The sequence below is a fragment of the Flavobacterium aestuarii genome (assembly GCF_040049115.1).
Classification (GTDB): Bacteria; Bacteroidota; Bacteroidia; order Flavobacteriales; family Flavobacteriaceae; genus Flavobacterium; species Flavobacterium aestuarii.
Genome location: NZ_JBDLZZ010000017.1, coordinates 79,544 through 99,894, shown reverse-complemented (window position 1 = coordinate 99,894; position 20,351 = coordinate 79,544). Strand labels below are relative to the sequence as shown.

The window sequence follows — 20,351 nt, the reverse complement described above, 5'->3', positions numbered from 1 at the left end:
GGAGTAAGAAAAGTAGATTTTTTCCTCTTCAGATTATCAAATCTTTTTGCTTAATCCCCAACTTTTGCACCTGATCCCTGATCCCCTTTTGTTCTTGATCCGTGTTTTGGGGGAGAAATACGGGAATAGACTAAAAATAAAAAATCCTTTAACCGTTAGTTTACAACGTTTAAAGGATTTTTAAAGTGCGGATAATAGGACTCGAACCTACACGCCTTGCGGCACCAGATCCTAAGTCTGGCATGTCTACCAATTTCACCATATCCGCGTAATTGTGGGTGCAAAGATAAGCATAACTTCGAATATTCCAAGAACTTTTTAAAAAAAAATTTTTATTCTATTTTTTTGTATTTTTGATATTCAAAAAAATCTGATTTAATGGAAGACATAAAACAATACGTTACAAAACACAAAGACCGGTTTATCAACGAATTAATAGAACTTTTAAAAATTCCATCTGTAAGTGCAGACACTGCTTTTTCCCAAGACGTCCTTGACACTGCCGAGGCTGTAAAAACAAGTTTAGAGGCTGCAGGATGCGATTTTGCCGAAATTTGCGACACTGCCGGCTATCCAATTGTATATGGAGAGAAAATAATTGACCCAAATCTGCCTACAGTTCTAGTATATGGTCATTATGATGTTCAGCCAGCTGATCCATTAGAATTATGGACTTCTCCTCCTTTTGAACCTGTCATCAAAAAAACAGACATACATCCCGAAGGCGCCATCTTTGCCAGAGGTGCCTGCGATGACAAAGGCCAGATGTACATGCACGTGAAAGCTTTTGAATACATGATACAAACCAGTACTTTGCCTTGTAACGTAAAATTCATGATTGAAGGTGAAGAAGAAGTTGGAAGTGTCAACCTAAAAACCTTCGTAGAAAACAATACCGAAAAACTAAAAAACGATGTGATTTTGATTTCGGACACTGGAATGATCTCTAATCAGCAGCCTTCCATTACAACTGGACTTCGTGGTTTGAGCTATGTCGAAGTTGAAGTTACCGGCCCAAATCGCGATCTTCATTCTGGTTTATACGGCGGTGCAGTGGCAAACCCAATTAATATTTTGGCCAAAATGATTGCGCAGCTTCACGACGAAAACAATCATATTACAATTCCTGGTTTCTATGACAATGTCGAAGAACTTTCTCTTGAAGAAAGAGCCGAAATGGCCAAAGCTCCTTTTGACCTTGATAAATACAAAAAAGCATTAGACTTAAATGACATTTACGGCGAAAGCGGCTATGTGACTAATGAGCGCAATTCAATACGCCCAACGCTGGATGTAAATGGAATCTGGGGAGGATACACTGGCGAAGGTGCCAAAACCGTTATTGCCAGCAAAGCTTTTGCTAAAATCTCCATGCGTTTAGTTCCAAACCAAGACTGGGAAGAAATCACAGAACTTTTTACCAAACACTTCATCAGCATTGCTCCTGCGGGCGTTACTGTAAAAGTTACACCTCATCACGGCGGTCAGGGCTATGTGACACCAATTGACAGTATTGGGTATCAGGCAGCAAACAAAGCTTATACCGAAACCTTTGGAATTCCTGCAATTCCTGTACGTTCCGGAGGAAGTATTCCTATTGTTGCATTATTTGAAAAAGAACTGAAAAGCAAAACAATCCTTATGGGATTTGGCCTTGACAGTGATGCCATTCACTCACCCAACGAACATTTCGGGATTTTCAATTTTCTAAAAGGAATTGAAACCATTCCGCTGTTTTACAAATATTTTGTGGAGCTTTCAAAGTAATTCACAGCTATCAATACAATTCAGAATCCGTTCAGCAATGAGCGGATTTTTTTTGTTCATTATACTAATAAATATTTGGAGCTAGTTCCAGCTGCCCACTATATCTGTCGTCCCGAACCCCGGGACAACAGGATGCCGTTCCCATCTGGGCTAAGGCTTTTGAATTTTATAAAACATTGATTCTTAAAATTAAATTACATCAGTATTAGGTTTTTTCTGTAAAAAAATTCAAAAAAAACTTGTTTATTAAAAACATTACTCTACATTTGTAGAATATAATCTATAAATGTAGAATTAAAAAATGAAAAAACTTTTTGTATTATTCTTATTCGGAGTTTTATTTTCTGCCTGCAAAAACACTTTAATTAATCAAAAGATCAATAAGAGAAAAGAAGGTGTTTGGATTCAAGAATATTCGGAAGATAATCTTCATTACAAATCGTATGAATATTATAAAAATGATATTCCTGTAAAAAAGTGGAAATCTTATATCAATAATAAAATTTATAAAACAGAGAAATATAAAAACGGGATTTGTATTGTAAAATATTATCATGAAAATGGAAAGCTTCAATCTAAAGGAAAAACTAAAATTGAAATTGATTCAGTCGAAACACATTGGTTTTATTTTGGAGAATGGCAATTCTATTCCGATAAAGGAAAATTAACTGAAATCAAAAAGTATAATAAAGGAGAATTAATCTCCGAACAAAGTGTAAAAAAATAACTCTTAAAAAATAAACCATGCAGCTATCCAACTCAGAAGAACAATTAATGGAGCACCTTTGGAAACTTGAAAAAGCTTTCATGAAAGATTTGCTCGAAGCATACCCAGATCCAAAACCAGCCACAACAACTGTTGCCACGTTATTAAAAAGAATGATTGATAAAAAATTCGTTGCTTATAATGAATTTGGGAATTCGCGGGAATATTATCCTTTGGTCAAAAAAACAGATTATTTCTCCAAACACGTCAACGGATTGATTAGTAATTTCTTTAATAATTCGGCTTCACAGTTTGCTTCTTTTTTTACTACCGAAACTAACTTATCAACTTCGGAACTTGAGGAACTTAAAAAAATAATCGATTCACAAATTCAAAAAAAGAAAAAATGACAACATACCTTTTAAAATCAGGAATACTGCTATTTATTTTTTACTTAATATATAGGTTGTGGCTAGAAAACGAAAAAATGTTTCTTTTTAATCGGATCTATTTACTAGCAAGTTTAGTTTTTAGTTTTTTGATTCCGTTGCAACTTATTTCGTTTGAACCTTCTGCTACAAGCAAAATAATATCCGTTCAATTAGACGAATTAGCAATTCAAAAAAGTAGTCAAAGCTTCAAATCGTTAGCCGAAAGCCTAGATTTAACCAATATTATTCTTGCCATTTATATTACAGTTTTTTTAGTATTAATTATTCGTTTCCTTCTGAATTTATTTTCATTATATAATAAAGTATTAAGAAGTGAAGTTCAATTTGTTAAAGGTGAAAAAATCATTCTAATAAATGAACCTATTTTACCACATTCTTTCTGGAATGCAATCTTTATCAATAAACAAGAATTCAAAAATGATAGAATTCCATCCGAATTAATTGCGCATGAAAAAGCACATTTAGATCAAAAACATACTTTAGACATACTATTTATTGAGTTTCTACAAATTATTTTTTGGTTTAATCCATTAGTAATTCTCTATAAAAGAGCGATTAAACTCAATCACGAATTCTTAGCAGATGCTGTGGTAAATAATCAATTTAGAGAAGTTACCAAATATCAATCTTTGTTACTTGAGATTGCTTCTAATAAAACTAATATCATTTTAGCAAGTAACATTAACTATTTAATAACTAAAAAACGTTTTATTATGATGACAAAAAAAGAGTCGCCCGCAAGAATATTTCTGAAAGTATGCAGCATCGGAATTATTACCAGCCTATTATTATTTGTTTTTAGCTGTAAAGATAATCCTGAAGAAAGTAATACAAAAAAACAAAATGAAATTGAAAAAAGCAGCGTTGGTATAGAAGAAAAATCAACGTTGCCTGATGAAGATGACACAGTAAGATCTCTTGCTGGATTAGAAATAAAACCTGAGTTCCCAGGTGGTATTGAAGAGTTTTACAAATTTATAGGTAAAAACTATCAAGCTCCAAAAGAAGAAGGACTTAAAGGAAAAGTATACATAACATTTATAGTAGAAAAAGACGGTTCCTTATCCGATTTTAAAGTACTTAGAGATATTGGTTATGGAACAGGAGAAGAAGCTGTTAGAGTTTTAAAATTATCGCCAAATTGGTTACCAGGAACAATAAACAACAAGCCTGTTAGAACATTATATAGCTTACCTATAACAATTCAAAGCCCAGGTTAAAATTAAAAAAAAAATAAAAATCTAAAAAAAATTAATTAAAAACCTTGTCAGGATTGTAGCCAACATAAGGCATTGATTGTTCATTGAACACCACGCCATATCCCTCTAACTCTTTCAAAATTGGCAGATATACTTCTTTGCGTATAGGAAGCTGTACCCCAGGAGTTGTAATTTTGCCGTTCAAAATTAATAATGCTGCCATCGCAACAGGCAAGCCAACAGTTTTGGCCATAGCTGTATAAGTCTGGTCTTCGCCTATGCAGACCATTTTGGAATCAATCTGCTTTTCATCACCGTTCAGAATAAATCCAAATTTATGATACATCACGATCATATCTTTGTCATTGGGTTTTAAAGTCCAGCTGTCAGTCAGGATTTTTTCGAGGATTTGTGCGGGAGTAGCATCTTTCAGACCTACTTTTTTATTGGGATTAAACAAATCCAGTTCCAGCAGTTTATCCCACATGATATCATCCTGATCAATTTTCAAGATCAGCCGCATTTTTATTTCAACCGAATCTGTTGGATGATAGGGCAGAAAAGAATTCACAAACTGACGATAGCTCATGTTTTCGGAGTTTTCCATAATATAGCTGTCGTCTGTCATTCCTAACTGTACAAACATATTCCATGCTTTGGAAAATCCAACCCGGCGAATTGTCCCCCTGTATAAAGTTAGCACATCATCAAGTCCGTAAACACTCTTATATTTTAGAGAATCCCTATTGGAATAAGCTTCAAATTTTCCATAACCTTCTACTTCCAGAAATTCGGTTCTTCTAAATAAATTCATATACGGAATATATTTATAAGTTCCTTCCTGTATAAATTTTGCTGCACCTCCCTGCCCTGCAAGCACCACATTTCTTGGCGCCCAGGTAAATTTATAATTCCACAAATTATCATCCGATTCTGGTGCAACAAGTCCGCCGCAAAACGATTCAAACAAAAGCATTTTTCCGCCTTGTTCCCTAATTTCGTCAATCACTTTCATAGCACTCATGTGATCAATTCCGGGATCTAGCCCAATTTCATTCATAAAAATCAGATTATTTGCTTTAGCGGCCTCATCCAATCCCTGCATTGCATCGCTAATGTATGATGCCGTTACCAGATGTTTTTTATACGCAATACAATCCTTTGCTACTTCTATATGCAGATGTGCCGGCAGCATCGAAATAACAATATCTGCTTTCTGGATAGCCGTTTTTCTTTGATTCTCATCAAATATATCAAGGGCAATTGGAGTTGCATTGGGATGAGCATTTGTCTTTTTTTGAGCTAAAGCCAAAGACAAATCTCCAATAACAAGATGCAGGTTTTCAGCATCCGATTTATGCAAAAGGTATTGTATCAATGATGATGCAGATCTTCCTGCTCCAATAATTAGAATTGTTCTCATAAATTCTTTTAATTTAAAACACAACTGTCAAGAAATTCAATATAAATCTTTAAAACAGGATGTATTTATCCTTATTTCAAATATTTTTATTTATAAAAATATAACACAAACATACAATATTGTTTAATTTATAACAAATCATTTTAAAAATATTTATTTTTCTTAGTTAAAACTCTTTTTTACAAAATAAAATGCAATACTAATAGAAGAGAAATCAATGCTGAAAGAATTACTGCAAAAGTCATATAAAAAATGCTTTCGGATTAAACATTTATGAAATACTTTTGTCAGTATAAAATATAAAAAAATGGATAAGAAAATAATTTCTACGGCAGCAGTTTTGGGAATGATTGCAATAATTTTAGGAGCTTTCGGTGCACATGGATTAAAAAAAGTGCTTTCAATAGAACAGCTTGCCACTTTCGAGACAGGGGTAAAATATCAAATGTACCACGCTTTGTTTTTATTATTCATTGGAACAACTACTCTAATCAATCAAAAATTAAAAAAAACGATACTTACCTTAACCGTTACAGGAGTTTTGTTTTTCTCTGGTTCCATTTATCTTTTGGCCACCAATTCGTTAACTCCGATTGACTTTAAAGTGATTGGATTCATTACACCAATTGGAGGATTATTTCTTATTATTTCGTGGTTATTATTATTTTTTGACTTAATAAAGCCTTTAAAAAAGAAAAATAAAATATAATGTGGTTGTAAAAAAAAATTATACTTTTGCAGTGAAATAAACAACACTCACAAAAATTTATTTTTATGGACAACTACGCTTTGTTTACGAAATCGATTTCGTTAAAAAATTTGGGAATCGAAAATGCTAAAATTCAGTATCAGCTAAGCCCGAATGAGTTACATGAGATTACGATCCAGTCTGGACAGGGACAAGAAAACAGTACTGGAGCACTTGCAATAAATACTGGCGAATTTACAGGACGTTCACCTCAAGACCGTTTCATCGTTAAGGACAGCATTACCGAAGATAAAGTATGGTGGGGAAAAGTGAATATCCCTTTTGAACCTGCAGCTTTTGAATCACTTTATAAAAAAGTAACGTCTTACTTATCTAATAAGGAGATTTTTGTCAGAGATTCTTATGTTTGTGCCGATTCAAATTACAAGCTGAATGTGCGGGTAGTGACAGAAACTGCCTGGGCTAATTTATTTTGCCACAACATGTTTTTGAGACTGACAAATGAGGAATTGACAGACTTTGCTCCCGAATGGACTGTAATCTGTGCCCCTGGATTCTTAGCAGACCCTGCTGTTGACGGAACACGGCAAGGTAATTTTGCAATTTTGGATTTTACCAAAAAGATTGCTCTGATTGGAGGAACAGGGTATACTGGCGAAATGAAAAAAGGAATCTTCTCGGCATTAAACTTTATTTTGCCTGTTTTCAAAAACACCTTGCCGATGCACTGCAGTGCCAATGTTGGCGAAGATGGTGATACGGCAATTTTCTTTGGATTGTCGGGTACTGGAAAAACAACTTTATCTGCAGATCCTGAAAGAAAATTAATTGGTGATGACGAACATGGATGGACCAATGAAAATACTGTTTTCAATTTTGAAGGTGGCTGTTACGCCAAAGTTATCAATCTTACCGAGGAAAATGAGCCAGATATTTTCAGAGCAATCAAAAAAGGAGCCATTCTTGAGAATGTTGTTTTCAAAACTGGAACTAATGAAGTAGATTTTGAAGATATTTCCATTACCCAAAACACAAGAGTAAGCTATCCGATTGAGCATATCGATAATATTCAGCCAGGATCTATTGGCAAAAATCCAAAAAACATTTTCTTCTTAACTGCAGATTCTTTCGGTATTCTGCCTCCAATTTCAAAACTGACAGCTGGGCAGGCAGCTTATCATTTTATATCAGGATACACCGCAAAAGTAGCCGGAACCGAAGCAGGTGTTACGGAACCTCAGCCCAATTTTTCGGCCTGTTTTGGCGCACCGTTTATGCCCTTGCACCCAACAAAATATGCTGAAATGCTGAGTCAAAAAATGAAAGATGCCAATGTAAAAGTATGGCTGATCAACACAGGATGGACTGGAGGACCTTATGGAACGGGAAGCCGAATGAAGTTAAAATACACCCGTGCAATGATTACCGCAGCTCTGAAAGGAGAATTAGACACGGTTGAATTTTTGAATCACGATGTTTTTGGAATCGCAATCCCGCAGTCTTGCCCAAATGTGCCAGCTGAAATTTTAAACCCAAGAAACACGTGGGAAAATCCAGCATTGTATGACACAAAAGCAAACGAGCTAGCTCATAAATTTGAAGAGAACTTCGCAAAATTCGCAGCATTTGCCAATGCTGAAATATTAGCAGGCGCACCAATAATAAAATAAGGACAATTACTAATTCAAACCAAAAAAGCTGTTCGTCATGAACAGCTTTTTTTTGCTTTTTATAAAAATTATTTTTTCGCCTGATTAATCTTTTCTTGAATCAAATCCCAGGCATAATAATGAAAAGTCATACCGTTGCTCATAGCTGCAAAAAGTCCATTTTTGAATTCACCACCCAGATTAATACTTGTTACATCTGCCCCGTCACATTCTATTGTCGAAGTTGGAATTTCGGCTAGTAAAGGATAATTATTTGGATTTCCGTCTGCTCCTTCTCTCGGATAAACCATAAAAGTATTTGCCTGCTGATTGGAAACCAGAATATAACCCGTTGTGGCAGTCGATTTATAAATTGCGATTCCCTCATGATCGGCTTTGAAATCCTTTTGACCAAAAAGAGCCAATTCCTTATTATCATTCAAAGCGGGATCAGCGTTGTATTTCCTGATACCGAATTGCTCATCACAGTACAAAACTGTGCCTAATTCGTTGTCAACTGCAATGGCTTCAATTTCTTTCTTGCCACTATACTCACCAAATTTTCTAACTACTGCTGCCGTCGCATATTTTCCTGAACCCGAAAGTTCATATTGCCATAAATAACTCCCCGAAGGACCGGATTTTCTTCCAACTATAGCAAAAATCTTTTTGTCACTCGGGCGTGTGTACAACGCAATTCCCATAGGATCACGCAGTGCTTCGCCTTCAAAAACAGGAATTCCGCCATTATCGATCGGGTTTAGATCAGGAAGGCTGAAAATTCTTATTGTGTTGCTTTCGCGCTCTGTGGTTACGGCAATATCCGTTTTTTTTCCATCGATTATTAAACCGTAAGCGATATCAACATTGTTTGGGCGTTTTAATGGGATTGACTTTTTAATAATTTTCCCATTCAGATCAAAAGCATACAAACCGCCGTCAGTATCTTTATCTGTTCCAATAATAATACTTTTTGAAGCGTCTGTCGGATGAATCCAAATCGAAGGATCATCAGTATCGTGAGGTAATTTTTGGGTAACGATTGTTGGTTTTACAGCATCTTTGCGAACTGGTGCCAATTTATCACTGCAGGAAACTAATGAAATCATCCCAAGTGCTGCTGCTATTTTATTTATGCTTTTCATTTTTGTTTTTTTTCTATTTGAGTTGTAAATAAAACTTTTCCATCACCATCAACTACTTGTGCAAGCAATTTTGAATTTGTAATGGAAAAGGTCATAAATCCTGGTTTTTCTGCAAAAAATAACGTTCCTTCTCTTTCCCCGCTGGAACGGACAGTACAAGCGGCACCCGACAGAAACTGAGTAGTATAACGTCCTTTGGGTTTTATAATCTGCAGATCGTGTTCGTGACCACAGAAATAAGCATCTACCTTTTGATTATCAAAAATAGCGGCAAACTTTTTTTCGAAACTTGTAGTTTCAGAACTCGTTTTACGTTTTCCTCCACTATACAAAGGATGATGGCCTACTACTATTTTCCATGTCACTTTTTTATCCGTTGTGGCTAATTCTTTTAACAGCCACTTTTTTTGAGCTGTCGTATCCTGCGCTTTGATAGCCTCGCTCATGCCAGAATCTGCATCGTAATATTTATCTATAAATGGCGAAGTATCCATAAACAAAACTAAAACTTTATTGCCGTCTTCTAAGCCAAACTCCTTTTTAAAATAAGTCGAAGGCATGTGCCAGCGCCGGCTTTTTGCCGAATAATCGATCTGTGCCTGAACATTACCTCTGTAATCATGATTTCCCAGAGCCACAAACCAATCGTTCTGCAGGCTAAAATCGGTATAAATATTTTCAAAAGAAGCAGTCCAAGAATAATCTGTAGTGCTCTGCACACCGTTTGGATAAAAATTATCTCCTACACTAATGACAAATTCAGAACCGATTGTAGCTGCTGCTTTCCCCATTTGTACAGCAACTTCTTTTTGATAAAATTGGCCATAACGGCCAAAATCACCCATTAATAAAAAATTGAGGCTGTTGTCAATTTTTTGCAGCTGTGGGATATAGCCTTCTGTATAACCGGACAATTCTCTTTTTTCAGCCTGTTGTGCACACGCTGTCTGAAAGACAAGAACCGATAAAAAAACGTAAATTATATGTTTCATTTTATTATTACTGTAAAAAGGAGAACAGGACATTACATCCTGTTTCCTTTTCAATTATATAAATTAACTATTACAAATCGAATTTCAGACCTAAATTGTATCTCGCCTGATAGTATTCGGCTTGTTTAGTATGCGCTTCAACTCCCTGATAGTAGCGCAATGGCTGATTAGTTATGTTGTTCGCTTCTGCAAAAATTCTAAGTTTTGGAGTAATTTTATAAGAAGCATTAGCATCCAAGAATAACTGTTTGTCATAATAGCTGTCATTATAAGCCTCAGAACCCAATTCATCTAAATAATCTGATGTAAAGTTGGTAGAAATTCTAGCGGAAAAACGATTATTTTCCCAGGACAAAGAACCATTAAACATGTGAGGAGCTGTTCCCGGAAGGCTGATATCTTTTCTTTCGTTTCCATCTTCATCAGCAATTCCTTTTGCCTCAGATTTTGTGTAGGTATAGTTTAGATAGATTCCGAAACCTTTTAAAAATTTACTTTCAAAAAAATCTAACTGACGCTGGAATGCGAATTCAAAACCATACACATCAACTGTATCACCATTTTTTGGCTGTACAAAAGACCAGTTTTCACCAGCTGGAATAGGGTTTATCTGACCAGGAAAATCTGCTGCAAATTTCTCGGCTGTATATTGATTATCACTGTAATTATAAATAAAATCATGTAATTTTTTGTAGAATACACCACCCGAAATTAATCCAACAGATTTGAAATAATTTTCGGCCATGAAATCATAATTGTAAGCATAAGTAACATCCAGATTTGGATTACCGGCAGTAATTTCTTTGTCGGCCGCAATATTATTAACATACGGAGCCAATGCATAATAATTTGGTCTTGCCAAAGCTGTAGTTGCTGCAGCTCTTAAAATCAAGTCTTTTGCAGCATTGTACTGCAGAGTAACGCTTGGCAATACATTGGTATAGGTATTAGTATTGTTTACAGTGGTTTCTAATTCTTCTTCGTCAAGAACGCGGTTTCCTGTATAATCAATGTGAGTGTTTTCGACACGGAAACCTACAACCATAGATAATTTATCATTAAAATCCTGATCCCATCTGATGTAAGCTGCGTAAATATTTTCTTTGGCATTATAATTAGTTGTCAAATATTCTGCCGGATCCGTTTCTTTATCAAATAATGAAGCATTATTTAAATCTAAACCTCCTAAATAATCTGCCGATGCAAAAGTTCCCGGAACATACTTACTGCCTGGATTAAAATCTTTTCCATCAAAAAAACTTGTTTCAACTTGTGACAATAACTCCATTCCATCTCCGGCAGGCTCATAGGCATAGAAAATATTGTCTCTCTTTTTTTCTTTCAAACGAAGCCTAAGACCTGTTCTGATTCTTCCTTTTTCTGATGGAATAATTGTGAAAGGAAAACGAACATTTACTTTTGCTCCAAATTCGCTTTCGCTGGTATCATCTGTATTTTCGGTAACCGAATCAAATTTGAATTCATCCAGGGATTCTCCTGCTGTCGTAATCAAGGGGAATCTCGTATCTGATAAATCCTGAGTCATATCCAGCCCTTTCTGGCGGTATTCTATATAACGCTCTTCCGGGCGGTATTCTCTTGCATTGGAATAATTGGCAGACCAGTCCAAATCTAATTTGGAACCAATTAAATGCTCTCCGCGAAGTGAATAGTTCTGCACTCGCTGATCTTCCAGTCTTCTGCTTTTGTTTCTGTCATTATCGATTCCGCCTTTGGTCTGGCGTTTTACGCGTCCTTCAAAACCAACAATTTTTGATTCGTCAGCATCATCATAAATGGCTTCGATATCATCATAAGTTGTTCTGAAACGGTTTTCTCTATCATCTCTCCAGTTGTAAATTGCATTGGCAAAAATGGTATTGTTTTCATTAAATTTATAATCAAAAGCAAACGAAGCACTTCTGCGGATACGCTGTACATCATATTTTCTGATTTCTGATGCCTGTAGAAATTCATTGCCAAAATCATCTTTTACCCATTCGTTTTCGATATTATCAGAACCATAATCTACATTGTTGTACGATCCGCTGAAAACCGCTCCCAATTTATTGTCAAAAAAACGGTTTCCATATACTAATCCAGCTGTAAAACTAGCCTTGTCACGGATTGGTAAATAGCCTCCAGCAAGAGTTGCCGAGATTCTTTCGCCGTTTGGAGAGGATCTTGTTACCAGATTTACAGAACCTCCAATAGCATCAGCATCCATATCTGGAGTAAGGGTTTTACTAACTTGTATCGTAGAAATCATATCAGACGGAATTAAATCCATCTGCACATTTCGGTTATCGCCTTCGGCAGATGGAATTCGGTCTCCGTTCAGAGTAACAGAGTTCAACGATGGAGCCAGACCTCTGATGATAATATTTCTGGCTTCGCCTTGATCATTCTGCATCGTGATACCCGGAACGCGCTTTAAAGCATCTCCGACATTAGCATCTGGAAAACGCCCAACTTGGTCAGACGAAATTACGTTTCCGATATTTTTATTGTTTTTCTGCTGATTCAATGCTTTGGCCTGGCCTTTTAAATTGTCTCCAACCACAACTTCATTCAGCTCGGTTCCTGAAACTTTAAGAGAAAAATCAAGTACATTGTTTTTTCCCTGTTCTACAGTTATTGATTGAGTTATAGAACCATAACCTATGTATTTTATCGAAACTTGATAAGTACCAGCATTTAAATTAAGAAATTCATAATGACCAGTATAATCCGAAGTCGTGTATTTATTATCACCAACAATCTGAATCATTGCACCTGGCAAAGAAAGTTTGTCATCGGCATCTAATATTTTTCCTGAGAGTATGGCTTTCTGGGCGTGACCAGAAATCGTTAATAAAAAGAGTGTTACAATTAAATAGAATTTTTTCATTGTTTTTTTGTTTTATTTTGGTTGCAAAACTAGAATCCAAACATTATTAAACACGTTTAAAAAAATTAACATACCGTTATGATTTCTGATATAAAATAGAGAATTATTAATATTAAAATAATCTTAACAAGCTGAAATACAAATATGCCTTATAAAAACAGGACAACTATTTGTGTGAGAATCAAAAATTTGGCTTTACATTTGCGGTATCAATCAATCAAAAATCATTCAATCATGTTAAAACAATTTTTCATCTTGTGTTCAGGCGCAGACAAACCGCTGCTAGACGGCTGCTCCGAAGGCGAACAAACCAAATATGCTGGTATAGGTGCCACGGTTTTTTTTACAGCCGTTATGGCTTTTATCGCCAGTGCTTATGCCCTTTTTACTGTATTTGACAATGTTATTCCGGCATTGCTTTTTGGGCTTGTCTGGAGTTTGCTTATTTTTAATCTGGATCGCTTTATAGTTTCTACAATCCGGAAAAGAAACAATTTTGCCAGTGAATTGCTGCAGGCAGCTCCGCGGATAATTCTGGCAATTATCATCGCAATAGTAATTTCGAAACCATTGGAAATTAAAATTTTCGAAAAGGAAATCAATACCGTTTTATTGAAAGAGAAAAATGCTATGGCTTTGAACAACAAAAAAGAAGTAGCTAATTATTTCAAATCCGATCTGGATAAAAACAAAACTGAAATTTCAAACCTCAAAACTGAAATTGCTAATAAAGAAAAAGAAGTAAACACGCTGTATCAAACCTATATTCAGGAAGCCGAAGGAACTGCTGGAACAAAAAAACTAGGTAAAGGTCCCGTTTTTAAGGAAAAAATTGCCAAACATAATCTGGCCAAAAATGAATTAGACACTATTCGGAAAAATAATCTGGCCAAAATTGCCGTTCTTGAAAAAAACAGCAAAACCCTGCAGACTGATTTAGATAAAAAAGTAACCGAAACCCAGCCTGTCATTGATGGTTTTGACGGTTTGATGGCACGAATCAACGCATTGAATAAATTGCCTTGGCTGCCTTCATTCTTTATAATGCTGTTATTTTTGGCAATTGAAACTTCGCCAATTATTGCCAAATTATTATCTCCAAAAGGAGAATACGATTTTAAATTGGAAGATCTGGAAACAGCACTCAAAGCTACTTTGGATCAAAATAAACATCAGCGTGAACTATTGATTAAAACCAATGCTTTGATGCATGACAAGGTTTATGCAGATATTGCCGATGATAAAAGGCTATACGATCTGCAGCGAAAAAATGCCGAAGAATTACTGGAACTGCAATCGAATGGATTTCTAGAAAAACAAAAGCAGACGCTTTAAGTATAACTAAAACTGAATTCTTACTATTAAAAAGGAGTCATTTCACTATGAAATGACTCCTTTTTTTAAAACAATATCATTAAGAATAAACTACAGTATGTCCAATTGATGCCGTATATGATGAGGACAAAATAGTATTTACAAATACCCATTCTGCTTTCACATTACTATTGGTGAAAGTTGTCAAAATGAAACCTCTGCGGGAAGCATCAAAATAATCTAGATCATCAATCAAAGTTGTCAAAGCACCTTCAAAAGCGGTAAGAGTCTGTGGAGTTGGATTTCCTAAATATACTTCGAAACCAGGAGAACTTATTCCAGGCGTTGCCAGCTCTATACCTATTTCTGTTTTGTCTTGTTTTGTCAATTTACTGCTCCAGGCATTGTGAGTATCACCGGCAAGTGTAATGATTTTTTTATTGCCAAATGCATTATACATCACTTCACGATCTACAGGATATCCATCCCAAGCGTCTAAATTATAAGGCAATACAGTAGTAACTCTAGCAATGTCCTGTGGAGTTAGTGTTGGGTCATTTTTTTGCTGTCTTATTTTTATTGTAACCAGCTCTGTTAAAATTGAAGTGAAATCTGGTGATCCAAAAGCAGTTAACATTTCTGCAGGAACATACATTCTGGCCATCAACACCTGCTGTCCCAATACCTGCCATTTAGCCGTATTTGAATTTACTATCTGCGTTAACCAATTACGCTGAGTACTTCCTAATAAAGTTCTTGATGGATTTGTAATATCTGCTTGATATTTAACAGCATTAAAACCAGAAGCAGTCATGTACTCATTAATGTTTAATTGTTTATCCCTGCCAATAATCCTGGTATCTAACATGGTAAGATTTACCAAATTTCCTAAATTAAAATTTCTGTAAATAAGACTTTGGTTATTGGCTTCCAGCCTTGAAAATGGTAAAAATTCGCTGTAAGCTTGCAAGGCATAGGTTTTTCTGGCTTCATAACTTTCTTCATCTGCTGAATGATTCTCTGCTCCATCTTTATAAGCATCATTTGCAACTTCGTGATCATCCCAAACACATATAAAAGGTTTTTTTTGATGAGCTAACTGCAAATCTGTATCAGATCTATACTGTTTGTAACGAGTTCTGTAATCCTCTAATGTAAGGATTTCATGGGCTGGCTTGTGAAAGCGGTTTAAGGAAGCATTTTGGGCATTTGACCCATAGCCGCCAGCTTCATATTCATAAAAATAATCTCCTAAATGTACAATAACATCAGCATCAGATTTTGCCATAGCATTGTAAACATTAAAAAGACCTGCCTGGTAATTTGAACAGGAACAAACCGCTAACTTTACACTAGAGGCATTTTCCGGGAAAGTAATTGTCTCTCCAATAACCGATATGGCTTTGTCCTCTTTATTACTGAAACGGTAATACAATTTTTGATTTTCCTCAAGTTCTGTCAGCTCTATGGCAATAGTATTGTCTCTTGAAATCTCAGTGGTAATAGTTCCTTTTCTAAGTATTTTATTAAACTCAATATCTTTAGAAACCTCCCAAAGAATTAACTTGCCAGGACTATTGTATCTTGTCCATATGATTACCTTTGATTTTGAAGGATCAAAACTGGCGACTCCCTGATCAAAATTTATTCTGGCATAATCACTCACGTTAATTTTATCATCATCATTGTTATCATCATCATTGCAGCTGATAAAATTTGGAGCTAAAATTACTGCTCCTGTTACTAATAATGTGTTTCGAATGAACTGTCTTCTGCTGTTTTTAGGTGTTTCCATATTGTGTCTTAATTTTCTATAAAATTAGGACAACAAGAAAAACAGACGTTAATAAAGCTTTATGATAACATCAAAAAACTAACAGCATGGTTCATTGCTTTTTCAGTATTTTTTATAACCAGACTGTCACTTGTAAAGCAATCCAATAGTTTTATTGAAAAGCAAATGAAAACGCTATAAGCCATAAAGAGAAAAGTCTTAAAGTCGAAAGAAATTAACTTCTGACTTTAAGACTTTTCTCTTTAAGGATTTCGGCTATAATTACATCTGGCTCAAAATCTCTTTTTTGAAGGCATCATATTCACCCTGCATAATCAAACCGTTATCAAGGAGTTTTTTATAATTCTGCAGCTTTGCAAAAAGTTCGTCCTGTGATAATCCGCTGTTTATTTTTTCACCACCAGCTATACTTTCTGCAAAAGGCTCAGCATGATTAGAAACAACCGGCATTATTTCGGCAAAATCAGTTACTTCTTCTGTTTCCATTTCTTCAATCAGCTCTGATTCCTGAATCAATTCTGGAGCGATTTCTTCGGTAATTACTGATGCTGGAGCGGCAGTATTTGCACCATTTTTCAAAATATCCAATTGCTCTTTGGCAAATGTGGCAATTTTTCTAGCCTGGATTTTTGGAATATAATCGATGGAAACCTGAATCTGGGTTTTGGTTGAAAATGAAAATTCAGAACCTAGAATATTCTCTTTCATAAAAGTGGTTTCGATTTCGTCCCAGGTAAAATCGGTAAAATTCATTGAAAGCCCCATATTTTTGGGCTGGCAGATAATAATTCTTTTATTGGTTACCACAATACTATCTGGAAAAACAGTAATTGCTGGTTTTTTCTGAACCGCAATATAACCAACTTCTTCATTTTTCATCAATAAATCATTCAGCTTTGAAGTGATTTTTTCGATGGCTTTTGGATCTTGTTCCTCGTTCAGGAATTTTTTAAGATTATCAATCATATTTTTTTATTTGAAAGTGTCTGAAATATTTTCAACAAAAGTAAGTGCTATTTTTCTAAATTACTTTGTCTATTTGGTAAATTTTTAGCTCAAGTTAATAATTTCGTTCTGTATTTTCTTGGTTAAACTTTTAAAAACCAACTCATAGGAATGATCTATCAGTTCTTTCAGCAGGACATCAGGCACATCCTGATTCACGGCGATTGTGTTCCAATGCACTTTACTCATGTGGTATCCGGGTTCAATCGCATCGTACTCGGCACGCAGTTCTTGTGCGCGCTCAGGATCGCATTTAAGATTCACTGAAGGATTTCCTTTTTCCCACTGCAGTAAAGAGGATAAGGCAAACATCTTGCCTCCCACTTTAAATACCAGAGTATCTTCATCAAAAGGGAAATGCTCTGTAACTCCTTTCTTGGAAAGGCAATATTCGTAATAGGTTTCTAGATTCATCATATTATTTTTTCCATCATTTTTTCTGGGTGAGCTAGAGCTTTAAAACCAAATTTCTCATATAAAAAATGAGCGTCTGATGTTGCCAATCGCCATATTTTTACTTCCTGCAGCCGCGGTTCTTTCATCATTGCATTTATTAAAACCAAAGAATATCCTTTTCCTCTATGCTCTTCGGTTATAAAAACATCCATCAGGTAAGCAAAAACGACATAATCAGTAATGACTCGGGCAAACCCAATCTGGACCTCATCCAGATAAATACCAAAACAAACTGAAGCATCAATTGTTTGCTGTACTTCCTCAATTGTTCTTCCTGCTGCCCAATAAATATCTTTCAGAAAATTTTGTATAAAAGGAACATTCAGTTTTTCTTTATCAGTCGAAACGGTTATCATCAGTGATTAATTTAAATATTCAGTAAACTCAAAAATCTTCTATTTTGTATAAAACAGGTTTACTCGGACTCGCATCATTTTCAAACGAAGCAATCTGCAGATTCAGCAAGTAACTGCCGTCTTCGATTTCATCAGGAACAAAAATCATTTCGGTAATTGTGCAGTCCAATCGCGCATCGTGATTTAAAACATTAATATCCTTTACTTTCCAAAAAGCTTTATGTGCCAATAGTTTTCCTTCGTCATGCTCTTTGTCCACACTCGGCAAATCAATCAGCAAATGTTTGATACCGCTTTCGCGAATGAAATGCGCCGCATCTTCGGCCAGATAAGGCGGATTCGTATTCGAATATTTTAATGATTTCTTTATTTTAAAATTCGGCAATGTCCTGATAATTATCGCTTCGGAACTTTTAATACCTAATACATTTTTAATCTGATTTCGTGTTATTACCAAATCCTCCCCCATCATTTCCGGTACCACCGAAACCAATTCTGCCAAAAAGAAAAACTGTTTCAGCGATTGATTGACACTGTAAAACTCCCTTGTAATATGCCCGAGACATTCGGTATGCGTACCATGCCCATGCGGATTGAAGGAAATATTATTGAAGTTTGTTGATGATTTTCCTTCGGAAACCTTACCTATCCAATCTCCTGAAACAACAGGTTCAATCACAGGTTTTTCGATATACCAAGCAATAGGATTTTCGTCGGTATTCGTCAACGGAATAGAAATATCAATGGGTTTTGACAAATCAACTACAATAGTTTGATTGTTATGTTCAATTACAGCTTTCATAAAACTAATAAAGTGGTTTAGGAAATTTTTTCCTAAAGTTAAAAACCATTTCGGAAGCACCATTTTTTTGCAAATAATCCAGTTTTTCCATAGCTTCGGTAATGTCCGGAATTTCGCCTTTTTTTATCCACCACATTGCTGTAGAAACCTGCCCAAAAGTCTGAAACCATTCTTTTCTGCGTTTTAAAAACTCCGAATGAAAGGTTTTATACATATAATGTTCCAAGGTTTCGATGTTCTCCCAAATAGAATAATTTACAATTATCTGCTCATCATTGTACGGATTAAAATTGACCGCATTGTTGTCTTCATCTTTTAACCGCCAAACAAATCCCTCACTATTCTCGGCAATTTCATTAACTTTCCCCAAATTATCTACAAATTCTTTCATGATTGGGTCGTCAATATTAACGCCTTTCATTCTAGCAATATTTATTTCTGCAAGCTGATATTCTGTCATTTTTTTATTCTTTATTTGAAAATTATAACTTTGTGAATCTTGCGGTTAAACCTCTAAATTTAAATAAAATAAATCTGATGCAATTCCATCAGTCAAGAATTTTCCTTTTGACGTAGGTTTCAAAATATTGTTTTCAATCGAAAGCAAATCATCACCTAGATATTTCTGAGTCTGTTTTTGCAAATAATCCAGATATTTAATCCCAAATTCTGCTTCAATTCTATCCAAAGAAACACCCCAAATAGTCCGAAGACCAGTCATAATATATTCGTTGTAACGGTCAGAAATAGACAAAATTTCAATTTCATTAGGCAGTTTATCTTCCTGAATCGATTTTAAATAAAGTGAATTATTCGAAATATTCCAGCTTCGGGAAACGCCGTCATAACTATGGGCTGAAGGACCGATTCCTAAATATTTTTTTCCTAACCAATAAGCCGAATTGTTTTTGGAAAAATAGTTTTCCTTTCCAAAATTAGACAGTTCATAATGTATAAAATCATTCCTTTCCAGTGTTTCAACCAGAATCGAGAAATGTTCCTGAGCTTGTTCGTCGTTAGGCTTGGTTATTTTTCCTGTTTGAATAAGTTTACTCAAGGCTGTTTTGGGTTCGACCGTCAAAGCGTAACTCGAAATATGGGGAATGCCGAAACTCAAAGCGGTTTCAATATTCTGTTTCCACATTTCATTACTCATTCCTGGAATTCCATAAATCAGATCGAGCGAAATATTGTCAAAATATTTAGTGGCTAATTCCAGACATTTTTGAGCTTCTGCCGAATTATGGGCGCGATTCATCATCTTTAAATCATCTTCAAAAAAAGATTGAATCCCGATGCTTAAACGGTTAATCCCGATTTTTGAAAGTTCAATCAAATATTCTTCAGACAAATCATCTGGATTCGCTTCAAGGGTAATTTCAGGATTTTGGACAACTGAATAATTCTTGTAAATAGTATCCATCTGCAATCTCAAATCTGCAATCTTCAATCTGCTGGGCGTTCCTCCGCCAAAATAAATGGTTTCTACAACCTCATCTTTAAACTCGTTTTTACGCATTTGTATTTCTTTGGCAATAGCCAAAACCATTTCCTCTTTCTTCTTCATCGAAGTCGAAAAATGAAAATCGCAGTAATGGCAAGCCTGCTTGCAGAATGGTATGTGTATATAGATTCCTGACATAATAAAAAAAGAGCAAGTTAAATCTTGCTCTTGAATAATTTCTATTTAA

The 20,351-nt window shown here is 35.3% G+C and carries 18 protein-coding genes and 1 tRNA gene; 7 read left to right on the top strand and 12 right to left on the bottom strand.

Annotated elements, in window-relative coordinates:
- Window positions 1-186 precede the first annotated feature (186 nt).
- Window positions 187-268: transfer RNA gene (locus tag ABEG11_RS16080), tRNA-Leu, on the bottom strand.
- A 110-nt stretch (window positions 269-378) separates the two neighbouring features.
- Between ABEG11_RS16080 and ABEG11_RS16075 the strand changes: the two genes are divergently transcribed.
- The 4 genes from ABEG11_RS16075 to ABEG11_RS16060 all read left to right on the top strand — a co-directional run bounded on the left by ABEG11_RS16075 (window position 379) and on the right by ABEG11_RS16060 (window position 4,145).
- Window positions 379-1,767 carry a dipeptidase gene (locus tag ABEG11_RS16075; protein WP_348825199.1) on the top strand — a complete coding sequence of 463 codons (1,389 nt, stop codon included), beginning with the start codon at window positions 379-381 and terminating at the stop codon, window positions 1,765-1,767.
- Between the two features lie 301 nt (window positions 1,768-2,068).
- Window positions 2,069-2,494, top strand: a complete 426-nt coding sequence (locus tag ABEG11_RS16070) for a hypothetical protein (RefSeq protein ID WP_348825198.1) — start codon at window positions 2,069-2,071, stop codon at window positions 2,492-2,494.
- A gap of 17 nt (window positions 2,495-2,511) precedes the next feature.
- Window positions 2,512-2,883 (top strand): BlaI/MecI/CopY family transcriptional regulator, encoded by a 372-nt coding sequence (locus ABEG11_RS16065; protein ID WP_348825197.1) that lies wholly within the window; start codon window positions 2,512-2,514, stop codon window positions 2,881-2,883.
- Window positions 2,880-4,145, top strand: coding sequence for a M56 family metallopeptidase (locus tag ABEG11_RS16060; protein WP_348825196.1), 1,266 nt, complete (start codon window positions 2,880-2,882; stop codon window positions 4,143-4,145). Before ABEG11_RS16065 ends, ABEG11_RS16060 begins: the two co-directional genes overlap by 4 nt.
- 31 nt (window positions 4,146-4,176) lie before the next feature.
- On the opposite strand, the gene ABEG11_RS16055 is transcribed toward ABEG11_RS16060, so the two are convergent.
- Complete coding sequence (locus tag ABEG11_RS16055; RefSeq protein WP_348825195.1) at window positions 4,177-5,547, bottom strand: saccharopine dehydrogenase family protein; 1,371 nt, start codon at window positions 5,545-5,547, stop codon at window positions 4,177-4,179.
- 307 nt (window positions 5,548-5,854) lie between these two features.
- Between ABEG11_RS16055 and ABEG11_RS16050 the strand changes: the two genes are divergently transcribed.
- Both ABEG11_RS16050 and pckA read left to right on the top strand, forming a co-directional pair.
- Window positions 5,855-6,256: a DUF423 domain-containing protein gene (locus ABEG11_RS16050; RefSeq protein WP_348825194.1), complete on the top strand. Its 402-nt coding sequence runs from the start codon at window positions 5,855-5,857 to the stop codon at window positions 6,254-6,256.
- A 65-nt stretch (window positions 6,257-6,321) separates the two neighbouring features.
- Complete coding sequence (gene pckA / locus ABEG11_RS16045; protein WP_348825193.1) at window positions 6,322-7,926, top strand: phosphoenolpyruvate carboxykinase (ATP); 1,605 nt, start codon at window positions 6,322-6,324, stop codon at window positions 7,924-7,926.
- Window positions 7,927-7,994: 68 nt separating this feature from the next.
- On the opposite strand, the gene ABEG11_RS16040 is transcribed toward pckA, so the two are convergent.
- From ABEG11_RS16040 to ABEG11_RS16030, 3 genes are all read right to left on the bottom strand, one after another.
- A complete protein-coding gene (locus tag ABEG11_RS16040) occupies window positions 7,995-9,050 on the bottom strand; it encodes a phytase (RefSeq protein ID WP_348825192.1) in 1,056 nt (351 codons plus the stop codon).
- A complete protein-coding gene (locus ABEG11_RS16035) occupies window positions 9,047-10,042 on the bottom strand; it encodes a metallophosphoesterase (RefSeq protein WP_348825191.1) in 996 nt (331 codons plus the stop codon). Before ABEG11_RS16035 ends, ABEG11_RS16040 begins: the two co-directional genes overlap by 4 nt.
- A gap of 70 nt (window positions 10,043-10,112) precedes the next feature.
- The gene (locus ABEG11_RS16030) at window positions 10,113-12,932 is read right to left on the bottom strand and encodes a TonB-dependent receptor (RefSeq protein WP_348825190.1); all 2,820 of its coding nucleotides are present in this window, start codon (window positions 12,930-12,932) and stop codon (window positions 10,113-10,115) included.
- Between the two features lie 234 nt (window positions 12,933-13,166).
- Between ABEG11_RS16030 and ABEG11_RS16025 the strand changes: the two genes are divergently transcribed.
- Window positions 13,167-14,267: a DUF4407 domain-containing protein gene (locus ABEG11_RS16025; protein ID WP_348825189.1), complete on the top strand. Its 1,101-nt coding sequence runs from the start codon at window positions 13,167-13,169 to the stop codon at window positions 14,265-14,267.
- 79 nt (window positions 14,268-14,346) lie between these two features.
- Here the strand turns inward: ABEG11_RS16025 and ABEG11_RS16020 are convergent, their stop codons facing one another.
- The 7 genes from ABEG11_RS16020 to hemW form a co-directional block, all read right to left on the bottom strand.
- Window positions 14,347-16,041: an alkaline phosphatase D family protein gene (locus tag ABEG11_RS16020; protein ID WP_348825188.1), complete on the bottom strand. Its 1,695-nt coding sequence runs from the start codon at window positions 16,039-16,041 to the stop codon at window positions 14,347-14,349.
- Window positions 16,042-16,302: 261 nt separating this feature from the next.
- Window positions 16,303-17,007 (bottom strand): PH domain-containing protein, encoded by a 705-nt coding sequence (locus ABEG11_RS16015; protein WP_348825187.1) that lies wholly within the window; start codon window positions 17,005-17,007, stop codon window positions 16,303-16,305.
- An 84-nt stretch (window positions 17,008-17,091) separates the two neighbouring features.
- On the bottom strand, window positions 17,092-17,460 hold the full coding sequence (locus ABEG11_RS16010; RefSeq protein WP_348825200.1) for an MmcQ/YjbR family DNA-binding protein: 369 nt from the start codon (window positions 17,458-17,460) through the stop codon (window positions 17,092-17,094).
- Window positions 17,460-17,858, bottom strand: coding sequence for a GNAT family N-acetyltransferase (locus ABEG11_RS16005; protein WP_348825186.1), 399 nt, complete (start codon window positions 17,856-17,858; stop codon window positions 17,460-17,462). The genes ABEG11_RS16010 and ABEG11_RS16005 overlap by 1 nt, the downstream gene beginning before the upstream one ends.
- A 28-nt stretch (window positions 17,859-17,886) precedes the next feature.
- Window positions 17,887-18,660 (bottom strand): cyclase family protein, encoded by a 774-nt coding sequence (locus tag ABEG11_RS16000; RefSeq protein ID WP_348825185.1) that lies wholly within the window; start codon window positions 18,658-18,660, stop codon window positions 17,887-17,889.
- Window positions 18,661-18,664: 4 nt separating this feature from the next.
- Entirely contained in the window at window positions 18,665-19,120 is a 456-nt protein-coding gene (locus tag ABEG11_RS15995; protein WP_348825184.1) for a DUF3291 domain-containing protein, read from the bottom strand.
- Window positions 19,121-19,165: 45 nt separating this feature from the next.
- Window positions 19,166-20,302 (bottom strand): radical SAM family heme chaperone HemW, encoded by a 1,137-nt coding sequence (gene hemW / locus ABEG11_RS15990; RefSeq protein WP_348825183.1) that lies wholly within the window; start codon window positions 20,300-20,302, stop codon window positions 19,166-19,168.
- Between the last annotated feature and the right edge of the window lie 49 nt (window positions 20,303-20,351).

Excerpts from the sequence above, each read along its gene's own strand:
- ABEG11_RS16075 (WP_348825199.1), top strand. The coding sequence starts at position 379 with ATGGAAGACATAAAACAATACGTTACAAAACACAAAGACCGGTTTATC.
- ABEG11_RS16070 (WP_348825198.1), top strand. The coding sequence starts at position 2,069 with ATGAAAAAACTTTTTGTATTATTCTTATTCGGAGTTTTATTTTCTGCC.
- ABEG11_RS16065 (WP_348825197.1), top strand. The coding sequence starts at position 2,512 with ATGCAGCTATCCAACTCAGAAGAACAATTAATGGAGCACCTTTGGAAA.
- ABEG11_RS16060 (WP_348825196.1), top strand. The coding sequence starts at position 2,880 with ATGACAACATACCTTTTAAAATCAGGAATACTGCTATTTATTTTTTAC.
- ABEG11_RS16055 (WP_348825195.1), bottom strand. The coding sequence starts at position 5,547 with ATGAGAACAATTCTAATTATTGGAGCAGGAAGATCTGCATCATCATTG.
- ABEG11_RS16050 (WP_348825194.1), top strand. The coding sequence starts at position 5,855 with ATGGATAAGAAAATAATTTCTACGGCAGCAGTTTTGGGAATGATTGCA.
- pckA (WP_348825193.1), top strand. The coding sequence starts at position 6,322 with ATGGACAACTACGCTTTGTTTACGAAATCGATTTCGTTAAAAAATTTG.
- ABEG11_RS16040 (WP_348825192.1), bottom strand. The coding sequence starts at position 9,050 with ATGAAAAGCATAAATAAAATAGCAGCAGCACTTGGGATGATTTCATTA.
- ABEG11_RS16035 (WP_348825191.1), bottom strand. The coding sequence starts at position 10,042 with ATGAAACATATAATTTACGTTTTTTTATCGGTTCTTGTCTTTCAGACA.
- ABEG11_RS16030 (WP_348825190.1), bottom strand. The coding sequence starts at position 12,932 with ATGAAAAAATTCTATTTAATTGTAACACTCTTTTTATTAACGATTTCT.
- ABEG11_RS16025 (WP_348825189.1), top strand. The coding sequence starts at position 13,167 with ATGTTAAAACAATTTTTCATCTTGTGTTCAGGCGCAGACAAACCGCTG.
- ABEG11_RS16020 (WP_348825188.1), bottom strand. The coding sequence starts at position 16,041 with ATGGAAACACCTAAAAACAGCAGAAGACAGTTCATTCGAAACACATTA.
- ABEG11_RS16015 (WP_348825187.1), bottom strand. The coding sequence starts at position 17,007 with ATGATTGATAATCTTAAAAAATTCCTGAACGAGGAACAAGATCCAAAA.
- ABEG11_RS16010 (WP_348825200.1), bottom strand. The coding sequence starts at position 17,460 with ATGAATCTAGAAACCTATTACGAATATTGCCTTTCCAAGAAAGGAGTT.
- ABEG11_RS16005 (WP_348825186.1), bottom strand. The coding sequence starts at position 17,858 with ATGATAACCGTTTCGACTGATAAAGAAAAACTGAATGTTCCTTTTATA.
- ABEG11_RS16000 (WP_348825185.1), bottom strand. The coding sequence starts at position 18,660 with ATGAAAGCTGTAATTGAACATAACAATCAAACTATTGTAGTTGATTTG.
- ABEG11_RS15995 (WP_348825184.1), bottom strand. The coding sequence starts at position 19,120 with ATGACAGAATATCAGCTTGCAGAAATAAATATTGCTAGAATGAAAGGC.
- hemW (WP_348825183.1), bottom strand. The coding sequence starts at position 20,302 with ATGTCAGGAATCTATATACACATACCATTCTGCAAGCAGGCTTGCCAT.